Source organism: Ferrovibrio sp., assembly GCF_029255545.1.
Classification (GTDB): domain Bacteria; phylum Pseudomonadota; class Alphaproteobacteria; order Ferrovibrionales; family Ferrovibrionaceae; genus Ferrovibrio.
Genome location: NZ_JANLJJ010000041.1, coordinates 1,858 through 14,330, shown reverse-complemented (window position 1 = coordinate 14,330; position 12,473 = coordinate 1,858). Strand labels below are relative to the sequence as shown.

The following is a 12,473-nucleotide window of genomic DNA, read 5'->3' as shown; positions in this document are numbered from 1 at the left end:
CGGCAAGCTGGGGCGCGGCCAATGTCTGGGGCTCGAGCCATGCCGATACCCTCACCGGCAGCGCGTCGGCCAACGAGCTGAAGGGGGGCGGCGGCAACGATACATTGACCGGCGGAGATGGCAGCGATACTTACCTGATCGGCCGTGGCGATGGCATCGACAGCATCGTGCAATCGGGCATCACTGACGCGGGCGTGACGGATATCGTCAAGTTCACATCTGGCGTATCGTACGATCAGCTCTGGTTCAGCCAGTCGGGCAACGACCTGAAGATCGACGTGATCGGCGAAACCGCCAGCAGCGTCCTGCTGAAGGACTGGTACAGCGACGCTTCGCGACGGGTCGATAGCATCGAAACCGCCGACGGTAACCACAGCCTTGCGGCCACCGATGTTCAGGCGCTGGTGAACGCCATGGCCTCCTACAGCGCGCCGCCGGTTGGCCAACTGGTGCTCGACAGCCAGGTCGCCAACGATCTGGCGCCGGTCTTTGCCACAACCTGGGCATGAGGCGTTTACTGGCAGCTGACCCTCAATCTCTGATAGTTTTTGTGCAGCCGCCGATGCTTGCAGGTGGTTTGGCCGGCAACGAGGTTGAGCTGAAGGCAGGTTCGGGGGGCGATTTGGATATCGCGTCGGAGAAACCGTCGCCGGTAGGTAGCGAGGCCGGCGTCAGTGCGGCACCGGACAGTGACCTGCTCTGCCTTGCGTTGGATCGCCCGCATCCTCGGGCGCCCGGTCGATGCCGGCCAGCTGCTGCACCGTTACGGCCGCCACGATACGGCTGCTACCGCCATCGGCGTCGTCCGTGCCGGGCGCGATCTCGATCTCAAAATTCGCAAGGTGGTGACGGGCTGGCAGCATCTGGCCAGTACGCCGTTGCCGGCGATCGCCTGCCTGAAGGGCGGTAGCTTTGTGGTGCTTGCCGCCCTCCGTGGCGGACGAGAAAAAGGGGTTGATCTTACCCATACGGGTTGAGCTGGAGCGCGACTGGATCGAGGTCGAGGGGCGGCGGATGGCGCTCGGTGCCGGCATGTCCCTGACGGCTGAGATCAAGACAGATCGGCACCGAGTGATCGACATCTGCTGTCGCCGATTTCCCGCTATCGCAGCGAAAGCCTACGAGAGCGATAGTTCAGGCGCAGAAGTTTTTCACTCGATATTTAAGTCACTGATTGGCAATTCAAGAACAAAACGGGAACATTGATAAACACCATTAAAATCCTGACCGGAACTGGAGACTACGAATCTGGGGGTCAGGAGTTCGAATCTCTTCGAGCGCGCCATTTCTTCCAAAGACTTAGACGAAAATCCGGCCTAACTCATTTCCATCGTATCCGACCGATGTCCGGTTTGCTTAGTGGGCCGAAGGTTTGCGGGCCGCCTTGGGCTGCTCCCAGCAGGGTGGATTTGGCCGGGCCAATTGGTCCGGCGGCATGTCGAGCATGTCTGCAATCTTCACCAGTTCAGACGGGGTAAACCCCAGGCGCCCGGCTCTATCTTGCGAAGTCGCATATAGTTGGAATGGCGCAAAACATGAAGATGTTTGTGTCGGTTGTCCGTCATGCGGGCGAGGGCCGCTTCCAGCCCCGGCTCTGGTCCCGCGCCTGTCTGGCAGGTTAGGCTCGACCTCATAACGAGAATCAGTCACGCGCCAGGGAGCGAAGCGGGCCATGAGTGATGCGAACAGCAACAAAGAGCAGGTCGTTCTTGTCACCGGGGCGGCCCGCGGCCTGGGCCTTGCGACGGCGACGAAATTCCTGTCCGAGGGCTGGCGCGTCGCCATGCTTGACATCCTGGGGGACACCTTGCGCGCCGCCGTCGCTGCTCTGGAGCGGCCTGAACGCACGCTGGCGCTGGAAGCCGATGTCTCCAGTCCGGTCGCGGTACAGGCGGCGGTGCATGAAGTGCAGGCGCGCTTCGGCCGCATCGACGCGCTGGTCAATAATGCAGGCATCGCCATCTTCAAGCCGATTCTGGAGGTGACGCTGGAGGACTGGCAGCGTGTCATGGCCACGAATCTCACTGGGCCGTTCCTGATGACCCAGGCCGTCGCGCCGATCATGCGCGACCAGGGTGGCGGCGCCGTCGTCAACATCACCTCGATCTCCGGCCTGCGTGCCTCGACGCTGCGTGTCGCTTACGGTACCAGCAAGGCAGGGCTCGCTCATCTCACCAAGCAGCAATCCGCTGAGCTGGGAGAATACGGCATCCGCGTCAATGCCGTGGCGCCCGGCCCGGTCGACACCGCCATGGCCAAAGCGGTGCATACGCCTGAAATCCGCGCCGATTATCACGACCATATTCCGCTCAACCGCTATGGCCTGGAGATCGAGTTGGCCAACGCCATCTATTTCCTGTGCAGCGACCAGGCCGGCTACATCACCGGCCAGGTGATCGCGGTCGATGGTGGCTTCGATTCCACCGGCATTGGCCTGCCCACCCTGCGTGGCGCCCGGCGGAATAGCTAAAGCCGCGCCAGCTGAAGCATCACAGGGGCGCGTCCCGCCCAGTCCGAGATCGTCCGCGCGCCAATGTTGCGGCGGCGTCAATCAGTAATTGACTCCGTTTTAAATGTCTTATTAGTATAACAATAGAAAAGTTGTTGCGGTGGGGTCCGATGCGAGGCAATGCGGCAATGTTGAACGAGCGGCTTCCGATGCCGCTTTATCACCAGATATTCCTGATCCTGCGCAGCCAGATCGCCGAAGGTAAATTGCTGCCCGGCGCGCTGGTCCCGGGCGAGGAAGAACTGACCCGTCAGTTCAATGTCTCGCGCATCACGGCGCGGCGGGCGCTTGCCGAGCTGGCCGCGGAAGGCCTGGTGACCCGCGGCCGCGGCCGCGGCACCCATGTCGCTGCCCGCAACGAGCCACCGCCGATCCGCGCCGGCGTGGAAGGCCTGCTGGAAAACCTGCTGGCCATGGGGCTGAAGACGCAGGTCAACTTGGTTGAATTCGGCTATGAGGCAGCGCCGCCCGATGTGGCGGTCGCTCTGCAGATCAAGGCCGGCGAGGAAGTGCAGCGCGCCATCCGCGTGCGCTCGCTTGATATCGGGCCGTTCTCGTATCTCACTACCTATGTGCCGGCCGATATCGGTCGCAAATTCTCGCGCAAGGAGCTGGCGCATCAACCGCTGCTCGCGCTGCTTGAGCAATCGGGGGTCACCATAGGCGGTGCCGAGCAGACCATTTCATCCACGCTGGCCGATGCTCGCGTGGCGCCGTTGCTCAAAACGGCGGTTGGTGCGCCTCTGCTGCGCATAAGCCGCGTGGTGCAGGACAGCGCCGGGCGGCCAGTGGAATACATCATCGGCCTCTACCGGCCGGATCGCTACCAGTTTCGCATGAGCCTCGATCGCGTGCGCGGCGAGGAACAGAATACCTGGTCGGCCCGCGTGGCGCCGGCGACAGGGGGAAAGAGGTCGCCACGTTCCATCCGCAGGGAGAAAAGAAAATGACGATTGTGAAGTCTGGATTTCGCGTATCGCGCCGCCGCTTTCTGGCCGGTACCGCTGTTACTGCGGCTGCCGGAATCGGTGGCTTCCCCGCCATCCTCAAGGCACAGCCCAAGACCATCAAGGTCGGCATCCTGCACCCGGTGACCGGCCCCTTGGCGCCGTCGGGCCAGCAATGTCGCCTCGGCGCCAAGCTGGCGATTGATACGATCAATGCCAATGGCGGCATTGCCTCGATGGGTGGCGCCAAGCTGGAGCCGATCTATGCCGACGCGCAGTCGAAGCCCGATGTGGGCGCGGCCGAGGTCGAAAAGCTGAACGAGGCCGGCGCAGCGGCCATCGTCGGGCCTTTCGCGTCCGGTATCGCGCTGGCCACCACCCAGGCGGCCGCCAAGCATGGTATCCCGCATATCGTCGATGTCGGCGTCGTCGATCAGGTGGTCACACGTGGCCTGACCAATACCTTCCGGTTCGGTCCGGGTCTGGGCAAGATCGTCGACACCGCCATCGAGAACCTGGTCGCACTGAATAATCAGGCTGGCAAGCCGGCCAAGACCGTGATGATCGTGCACGAAGAATCCGCTTTCGGTGCCGGCATGGCCAAGACCTTGAACGAAAAGCTGCCCGGCATGGGTTTCGAGGTTCTCGAGACGATTTCGCATGCCAACCCGACGCGCGATTTCAACAACATCGTGCTGAAGATCAAGGGGCGCAATCCGGACCTGCTGATCCCGTCAAACTATTACAACGAATTCGTGCTGCTGGCGCGCACCCTGCGGCAGCAGAAGGTGCGTCCAAAGGCGATCTACTCCGTGCTTGGCGGCGCCGCCTCGCAGTACCGCTTCGTGCAGGAATTCCCCGACGCCGCGGAATACATCATGGATTGCAACCACTGGTTCGATCCGCGCAATCCGGTGGCGCTGGAACTGAAGAAGAAGGTCGAAGCGGAGAAGGCGTTCTTCTCTTATGAGGTCTTCCTCAATCACGAATGCGTTCGCCTGCTGGCCGATGCCCTGGAACGGGCCGCCTCGGCCGATCGCGGCGCGATAACCCAGGCGCTGGCGGCTTCCGGCTGGGGCAATCACTTCATGCCCTATGGCCCGACCAAGTTCGTCAACGGCCAGAATATCGGCGCGGCTCCGGTGAACACCCAGATTCTGAACAAGGACATCAAGGTGATCTTCCCGAAGGACTTCGCCAACGCCAAGCCGGTTTTCCCGGCGCCGAAAGTCTGATCCTCAAGCCGTGGCGGGGCCGGTATTCCGGTCCCGCCGCACACCGCGTGACCGTATGCTCGAATTATCCATCCTCCTGCCGGCGATTCTGAACGGGCTTACCACCGGCGCGATCTACGCGTTGATCGCTCTTGGGTTGACCCTGATCTATGGCGTGTTGCACATTATCAATTTTGCCCATGGTGCGCTGCTGATGCTGGCGCTGTATGGCGTGTTTTTCCTCTACACGCTGTTCGGCATAGATCCTTATCTGGCGCTGCCGATTACGGCCGTGGCGCTGTTCGGAATCGGCTACGGACTGCAGCGGTTTGTCATCGGTCACGCCGGTCACGGCAAGGATGAAAACATCCTGCTGGTCACGCTGGGCCTGTCGGTGGTGATCGAGAATCTGGCGCTGTATTTCTGGCGCTCTGACACCCGCACGATCGAAACGCCATATTCCTTCGAGGTGGTGGATTTTGGCGTTGCCTTTATTCCGGTGCCCAAGGTCATTGCCTTCGCGGGGGCGCTGCTGGTCGCGGCGCTGCTTTGGTTGCTGATGACGCGTACCGATTTGGGCCGCGCCATCCGAGCGCTGGCCAAGGAGCGGCAGGGCGCGAAGTTGGTCGGTATCAATGTCGAGCATATCTTTGCCATGTCGTTTGGCATCGGTTGCGCCTGCCTGGGCGTCGCGGCCAGCCTGCTGCTGCCCAGCTTCTATGTCAGCCCGCAGGTCGGCCATGCCTTCGTGCTGGTTGCCTTCACCGTGGTAGTGCTTGGCGGCATGGGCAGTTTCGTCGGTGCCCTGCTGGGTGGCCTGATCATCGGAGTGACCGAAAGTCTTGGCGGCCTGTTCCTGGGCGAAAGCCTGGGCCAGCTCGGCATATTCCTGATTTTCATCATCGTCCTGCTGTTCCGGCCCACCGGATTGCTGGGTCAGAAGGCCTGAAAGACATGCGCAACCTGATGGCTATTCTGGTTTTCTTTGCGGCTCTGCTGCCGCTGCCATTCGTGATCCATTCGGATTTCTGGCTCACCTGGCTGACGCTGGCGCTGTTTTATGCCTATCTGGGCCAGGCTTGGAATCTGCTGGGCGGCTATGGTGGCCAGTTCTCCTTTGGTCATGCGCTGTTCTTTGGCACCGGCGCCTATTGCACGGCGGTGCTGCAGATTCAATTTGGCGTGAATGCCTGGGGCGGCTTTGTGCTGGCGGCCGTTGCCGCCGGCGTTGTTGGCGCCGGCACAGGCTGGCTGGTGTTCCGCTATGGCCTGCGCGGTTCTTATTTCGCCCTGGTGACGCTGGCCTTTGCCGAGGTGTTCCGCATTCTCGCTAATACCTTCACCATCACCGGTGCCGGCGTAGGGTTGCTGGTGCCGTTGCAGCCCGGCCTGGCCCAGATGCAGTTCGAGACCAAGGCAGGCTTTTACTGGCTGCTGCTTGTGCTGGTTGCCGCAGGGCTATTGTTTACCTGGTGGCTGCAGAATGCCCGCTTCGGCGCCCGGCTGATGGCAGTGCGCGAGAATGAGGATGCGGCCCGGGCCCTGGGTGTCGACCCCTTCGCCACCAAGTTGCTGGCCATTACGGCTTCCGGCGCCATCGCGGGCAGCGCCGGGGCGGTCTATGTACAGCTTTTCCTCTATATCGACCCCAACATCGCTTATGGTCCGGCGATGTCTGTCGAGGCGCTACTGGTGCCGATCATCGGTGGCCTCGGCACGATCTTCGGCCCCGTACTGGGGGCTTTCGCCCTGCATGCCATCGCTGAGATCGGCCGGATAGTCTTTGGTGAAGCACCCGGTCTCAATCTGGTGCTGTATGGCCTGCTGCTGGTGATGATGGTTTTATTCCTGCCGAACGGGTTGTTCGGCCTCGGCAAGGTGAATTTCGGTACCGGTATCCTGCGTCGCCTGTTCAAGCGGGGCGCTCATGCTTGAGATCAAAAATCTGGCCAAGCGTTTCGGTGGCCTGATTGCCACCAACGATGTCAGTTTCACCATCCAGGCAGGCAGCCTCTCTGCGCTGATCGGCCCCAACGGCGCGGGAAAGACCACGATCTTCGCCCAGATATCGGGATTTCATAAGCCTGATAGCGGCGATATTTGTTTCGAAGGTCGCTCGCTGGTTGGCCTGACGCCGGAGGAAATCTGCCTGCTCGGTGTCGCGCGCACCTTCCAGATCGTACAACCCTTCGCCGGTCTGAATGTACGAGAAAATATTGCCGTCGGTGCCCATCTGCATCGTGCCAGCCGCCGCGCTGCCCTAGAACATGCTGAAGCGATCGCCCACCGTGTTGGCCTAGGCCCCCAGCTCGACAAGCCGGCTGCAGCCCTGACTGTGGCTGGTCGTAAGCGTCTGGAACTGGCCAAGGCCTTGGCCACTGATCCCAAGCTGCTGCTGCTCGATGAGGTGATGGCCGGCCTTAACCCGGCCGAGATCGACGAGATCATTCCGGTCATCCGCGGCATCCGGAAGTCCGGCATTACCATCCTGCTGATCGAGCATGTCATGCGTGCGGTGATGAACCTATCCGACCATGCCTGGGTGCTGAACAATGGCAGCCTGATTGCCAGCGGCACGCCGGCGCAGATTGCCGCCGATCCGCAGGTGATCGAGGCCTATCTCGGCCATGGAGCGGCGGGGCGTATGCAAGCCCAGCAGGCGCAGGCGCGTCATGCTTGAGGTGAGAGGCTTGCAGGCCGGCTATGGCGAAGTCGCGGTGCTGCGCGGCGTCGATCTCGATCTGGCGAAGGGTGAGATTGTCGCGCTGTTGGGCGCCAATGGCGTCGGCAAATCGACGCTAAACAACAACCTGTCCGGCCTGTACCGGCCGATGGCGGGCGAAATCCGCTTCATGGATCAGGATATCAGCGGCGCCAGTGCCGACCGCATTGTCGCGGCCGGCCTGGTGCAGGTGCCGGAGGGGCGTCGAGTTTTCCCAAACTTGAGCGTGCAGGAAAATCTCGAACTCGGCAGCTACCGCCGTGGGCGCGGCAATCGGGCCGTCAATCTGGAGCGGGTATATGGCATATTCCCGCGCCTGAAAGAGCGCATGGATCAACTGGCCGGCACCTTGTCGGGCGGTGAGCAGCAGATGCTGGCGATCGGCCGCGGTCTGATGGCCGATCCGGAATTACTGATTCTCGACGAACCATCGCTTGGCCTGTCGCCGCTGCTGGTGGAAGAGATGTTTAGTCTGATCCAAAAACTTAACCAAGACGGCCTCTCTATCCTGCTGGTCGAGCAGAATGTGGTGCAGTCGCTGGCTATCGCCCATCGCGCCTTCGTGCTTGAGCATGGGGTCATCGCGTTGTCCGGCCCGGCCGCCGAACTGATGAACGATCCGGGGCTGAAGACCTCGTATCTGGGGATGTGACATGACTGGCATGCCCCCCATGACTCTCGCCGAGAAACTGGTTGCCCGTGCCGCCGGATTACCATCCGTGCGGCCGGGCGAGGTGGTCACGGCCAAGGTCGATCTCGCGATGATGCATGATTCCGGCGGACCGCGCCGCGTGGCGCCGATGCTGGAGCGGCTGCAGGCGAAACTGTGGAACCCCGATCGCGTGGTGGTGATCTCCGATCACTACGTGCCGGCCGTGGATGCCGAAAGCGCCGGCATTCTCGACCTGACCCGCAAATGGGTGAAGGCGGCCGGCGTGAGCAAGTTCCATGATATGCAAGGCATCTGCCATGTGGTGCTGCCCGAGCGTGGCCATCTGCGGCCGGGCATGTTCGTGGTCGGCGGCGACAGCCATTCGCCTACTGGGGGCGCCTTCGGGGCCTATATGTTCGGCGTCGGCGCCACCGAGATGTGCGGTGTGCTGGTGACCGGCGAAATCTGGCTGCGTGTGCCCGAAACCATCCTGCTGCACTGGACCGGCAAGCTCGGCCCCGGCGTGGTGGCCAAGGACATGATCCTGGCCATGTGCGCCAGGCTCGGCATGGACGGCGGCCGCTACCAGGCGATCCAATATGCCGGCGACACCATTGCCGGGCTGTCGATGCAGGAGCGCATGACGCTGTCCAACATGGCGGCCGAGCTTGGCGCCCAGGCCGGCCTGATCGCGCCCGATGCCATGACGAAGGAGTACCTGTTGGGTGTCGGCGTACCCGCGTCCGACATCGATCTCGCCGCGTGGCAGACGGACGAGGGCGCCGTTGTCACCGAACGCCATGATTTCGACGCCGCCGGGCTGCCGCCCATGGTGGCGGCGCCGCACAGCCCGGCCAACAGCGCGGCCGTTACGGAGCATAAGAGCGTGGTCGTCGATCAGGCTTATATCGGCGCCTGCACGGGCGCCAAGATCAATGACCTGCGCATGGCGGCCAGCGTGCTGAAGGGCCGCAAGGTTGCCGGCGGCACGCGGCTGTTGATCGCGCCGGCCTCGGCGCGCACCACGGCGGAGGCTGCTGCCGATGGCACGCTGGCGACGCTGACTGAGGCTGGCGCCATCCTGCTGTCGTCCGGCTGTGGGGCCTGTGCCGGTTATGGTGCCGGCGTGCTGGCCGAGAACGAGACCTGCATCGCCTCCACGGCGCGCAACTTCAAGGGCCGCATGGGCGCGGGCTCGTCAAAGGTTTATCTTGGCTCGCCCTATACCGTCGCGGCCTCGGCCGTGGCCGGTCGCATCGCCGATCCGCGGGATTTCCTGTCATGACGGCGGCAAACAAGACCGGTCGGGTCTGGAAATTCGGCGACAATATCGATACCGACGTGCTGGCGCCGGGCCCGTACATGAAAAGCCCGCTGGTCGATCTGGCGAAGCATTGCCTGGAAGCGGTGGAGCCGCGCTTCGCCAAAGAGATGAAGCCCGGCGATATCGTGGTGGGCGGGCGCAATTTCGGCATGGGTTCGTCGCGCGAGCAGGCGGTGATGGCGCTCCGCGAGCTTGGTGCCGGCGCCGTGGTGGCGCCGAGCTTTGCCGGCATCTTCTATCGCAATGCCCTCAATCTGGGCCTGCTGGCGCTGGTCTGTCCGGAAGCTGGCAAGATCCGCGCCGACAGCGTGCTGGCGGTGGATGCCGCCCGCGCCGAGCTGCGCGATATCGAAACCGGCAAGACCTATGCCTGCGAACCGCTGCCGGCGCATCTGCTGCAGATGATCGCCGATGGCGGCCTGTTGCCGCATCTGGAAAAGAAACTGAAAGTTCAACGGTCAAAGGAGGCGCAGGCATGAGTAAGCTGCGCGAACGTCTGCGGGGCGGCGGAATTGTCGTCGCACCGGGTGTCTATGATGGCCTGAGCGCATTGGTCGCCGCCCAGGCGGGCTTCGAGGCGCTCTATCTGTCCGGCGCCAGCATCGCCTATACCCGTTTCGGCCGCTCGGATATCGGGCTGGTGTCGATGACGGAGGTGGCCGATACGCTGGGGGCGATCCGCGAGCGGGTCGAGACCGACATCATCGTCGATGCCGATACCGGTTTTGGCAACGCACTGAACGTGCAGCGCACCGTGCGACTGTTCGAGCGCAACGGCGCCGCCGGCATCCAGCTCGAGGACCAGGCCAGCCCGAAGCGTTGCGGCCATCTGGACGGCAAGACGCTGGTGTCGCCGGCCGAGATGGTCGGCAAGATCAAGGCGGCACTGGATGCCAGGATATCCGACCAGACGCTGATCGTCGCCCGCACCGACGCCATCGCCGTGGAAGGCTTCGATGCTGCCATGGAGCGGGCCGCGCGCTACATGGAAGCCGGTTGCGACATGCTGTTCGTCGAAGCGCCGCATAGCGTGGACGAGATGCGCACCATCACCAGTCGCTTCGGCAACCGCGTGCCGCTGCTGGCCAACATGGTGGAAGGCGGCAAGACGCCTTTGCTCTCGGCTGCGGAACTGGCCGAGATCGGCTATCGCCTAGTGATCTTCCCCGGCGGCCTGACCCGCGCGCTGGCCCATTGCATGACCGCCTATTTTGCATCGTTGAAACAGAATGGCACCACCGCGCCGTTCCGAGATCAGATGCTGGATTTCGCTGCCCTCAACGCCCTGATCGGCACGCCAGAGTTGCTGGCCCAGGGCCGCCAGTATGATCCCTCCCGTTACGAGGACCGGCCATGATCGATCCCATCACCCTTGCCGTGCTGAAAGGCCGGCTGGAACAGGTCGCCGACGAAATGGACGCCACCCTGTTCCGCTCCGCCTTCAATCCGATCATCGCCGAGGCGCATGATGCCAGCCACGGCCTGTATCACGCAACCACCGGCGAAACGCTGGTGCAGGGCAAATCCGGCCTGCCGATCTTCGTCGGCGCCATGGCCTTCGCCGTGAAGGCCGTGATCGACAAGGCGGCAAAGGACGGCAACCTGCAGGATGGCGACGTCTACATTTTCAATGATCCCTACGACGGCGGCACGCACTTAAGCGATTTCAAGCTGGTGCGGCCGTTTTTCCGCGATGGCAGGGTGTTCTGCTACCTGGCCTCGGTGGGGCACTGGCATGATGTCGGCGGCAACGTGCCGGGCAATTACAATCCTGTCGCCACCGAAGCCTTCCAGGAAGGCATGGTGATTCCGCCGGTGAAGCTCTACGCCGCCGGCCAATTGCGGCAGGACGTGGTGGATATCCTGCGCGCCAATACCCGTCTGCCGGACAGCCTCTACGGCGACATGAACGGCCAGGTGAATGCGCTCGATCTTGGCGCCAGACGCCTGCATGCCCTGCTGGACGAATATGGCGATGCCACCGTGGCCGAGGCGCTGGCCGAACTGAAAAAGCGCGCCGCCATCCAGTTCCGCCGCCTGCTGCGCGAACTGCCCGATGGCCGCTATGCCGCCGAGGACTTCCTCGACAACGACGGCATCCGCGACGAGCCCCTGCGTATCGGTCTGGAAGTGGTGATCGAGGGCGAGACGCTGACGCTGGATTTCTCGCGCACCTCGCCGGCCTGTGCCGGGCCGCTCAATATCGCGCGCTCCACCGCCATTGCCGCCTGTTACGTGGCGATCAAGCACATCTTCCCGGACGTGCCGGCCAATTCCGGCGTGCTCGAGCCGGTGAAATTCGTCATCCCCGAAACCAGCCTGATCAGCGTGAAGGCGCCCAAGCCGGTCGGTGGCTATACCGAAACGATCCTGCGCGTCATCGATGTGATCTTCCAGGCCTTCGCCCAGATCGCGCCCGAGCGGGTCAACGGCTGCGCCTATGGCACGATCAACGCGCTGTCGTTGGCGGGCCATCGCAAGGATGGCCGGCGCTGGGTGATGTTCAGCTTCTTTGGTGGCGGCCATGGCGGCCACCCGCAGGGCGATGGCCTCAATCACGGCAATGCGCCGATTTCAATGGCGACAATTCCGCCGCTGGAAATCCTGGAGGCGGCCTATCCGGTGATGTTCACCGAATGGAGCCTGCGGGCCGATAGCGGCGGCGCCGGTCGCAATCGTGGCGGGCTTGGCGCGGTCTACGAGATCGAGCTGCTGGAAGAAGAGGCTGACCTCTTCCTGTTTGGCGAACGCGGCAAATATGCGCCCGCCGGCGTTCTGGGCGGCCATGCCGCGCAGCGCAACCGCTTCTTTTACCCCAAGGATGGCAAGGCTGCTGAACCGGCCATGGTATCCAAACTTCACGATGCCAAGCTGAAGAAAGGCGAGCGCATCCGCCTCGAGACGCCGGGCGGCGGCGGCTACGGTCCGCCATCGGAGCGCAAGCCTGAGCACATCGCAGAGGATCTGCGGCTCGGTTATGTCACCGAAGAGGGTGTTGCCCGCGATTATGGTCGCAATGCCAAGGAGGCCGCGGAATGACCGACCAGACTACCATCCCGCGTTTTGCCGTTGGCGTCGATGTCGGCGGCACCTTCACCGACGTCT

At 63.0% G+C, this 12,473-nt stretch carries 12 protein-coding genes and 1 pseudogene; all 13 read left to right on the top strand.

Annotated features, from left to right (window positions below; translation table 11 throughout):
- Positions 1 to 509: pseudogene (locus tag Q1J79_RS08270) on the top strand (hypothetical protein); the annotation flags it as partial.
- A gap of 165 nt (positions 510 to 674) precedes the next feature.
- Complete coding sequence (locus Q1J79_RS08265; protein WP_367182972.1) at positions 675 to 977, top strand: cysteine peptidase family C39 domain-containing protein; 303 nt, start codon at positions 675 to 677, stop codon at positions 975 to 977.
- 695 nt (positions 978 to 1,672) lie between these two features.
- Complete coding sequence (locus tag Q1J79_RS08260) at positions 1,673 to 2,470, top strand: SDR family NAD(P)-dependent oxidoreductase (protein WP_300299115.1); 798 nt, start codon at positions 1,673 to 1,675, stop codon at positions 2,468 to 2,470.
- A gap of 188 nt (positions 2,471 to 2,658) precedes the next feature.
- Positions 2,659 to 3,459, top strand: coding sequence for a GntR family transcriptional regulator (locus Q1J79_RS08255; RefSeq protein ID WP_300299113.1), 801 nt, complete (start codon positions 2,659 to 2,661; stop codon positions 3,457 to 3,459).
- A complete protein-coding gene (locus tag Q1J79_RS08250) occupies positions 3,456 to 4,691 on the top strand; it encodes an ABC transporter substrate-binding protein (RefSeq protein ID WP_300299111.1) in 1,236 nt (411 codons plus the stop codon). The genes Q1J79_RS08255 and Q1J79_RS08250 overlap by 4 nt, the downstream gene beginning before the upstream one ends.
- A 55-nt stretch (positions 4,692 to 4,746) precedes the next feature.
- On the top strand, positions 4,747 to 5,619 hold the full coding sequence (locus Q1J79_RS08245) for a branched-chain amino acid ABC transporter permease (RefSeq protein ID WP_300299109.1): 873 nt from the start codon (positions 4,747 to 4,749) through the stop codon (positions 5,617 to 5,619).
- Between the two features lie 17 nt (positions 5,620 to 5,636).
- Positions 5,637 to 6,605 (top strand): branched-chain amino acid ABC transporter permease, encoded by a 969-nt coding sequence (locus Q1J79_RS08240; RefSeq protein WP_300299107.1) that lies wholly within the window; start codon positions 5,637 to 5,639, stop codon positions 6,603 to 6,605.
- Positions 6,598 to 7,350, top strand: coding sequence for an ABC transporter ATP-binding protein (locus Q1J79_RS08235; RefSeq protein WP_300299105.1), 753 nt, complete (start codon positions 6,598 to 6,600; stop codon positions 7,348 to 7,350). Before Q1J79_RS08240 ends, Q1J79_RS08235 begins: the two co-directional genes overlap by 8 nt.
- Positions 7,343 to 8,044, top strand: coding sequence for an ABC transporter ATP-binding protein (locus Q1J79_RS08230; RefSeq protein ID WP_300299177.1), 702 nt, complete (start codon positions 7,343 to 7,345; stop codon positions 8,042 to 8,044). The genes Q1J79_RS08235 and Q1J79_RS08230 overlap by 8 nt, the downstream gene beginning before the upstream one ends.
- Position 8,045: 1 nt before the next feature.
- On the top strand, positions 8,046 to 9,329 hold the full coding sequence (locus Q1J79_RS08225; protein WP_300299103.1) for a 3-isopropylmalate dehydratase large subunit: 1,284 nt from the start codon (positions 8,046 to 8,048) through the stop codon (positions 9,327 to 9,329).
- Complete coding sequence (locus Q1J79_RS08220) at positions 9,326 to 9,847, top strand: 3-isopropylmalate dehydratase (RefSeq protein ID WP_300299101.1); 522 nt, start codon at positions 9,326 to 9,328, stop codon at positions 9,845 to 9,847. Before Q1J79_RS08225 ends, Q1J79_RS08220 begins: the two co-directional genes overlap by 4 nt.
- Complete coding sequence (locus Q1J79_RS08215; RefSeq protein ID WP_300299099.1) at positions 9,844 to 10,725, top strand: isocitrate lyase/PEP mutase family protein; 882 nt, start codon at positions 9,844 to 9,846, stop codon at positions 10,723 to 10,725. Before Q1J79_RS08220 ends, Q1J79_RS08215 begins: the two co-directional genes overlap by 4 nt.
- Positions 10,722 to 12,407, top strand: coding sequence for a hydantoinase B/oxoprolinase family protein (locus tag Q1J79_RS08210; RefSeq protein ID WP_300299097.1), 1,686 nt, complete (start codon positions 10,722 to 10,724; stop codon positions 12,405 to 12,407). Before Q1J79_RS08215 ends, Q1J79_RS08210 begins: the two co-directional genes overlap by 4 nt.
- The last annotated feature ends 66 nt before the right edge of the window (positions 12,408 to 12,473 follow it).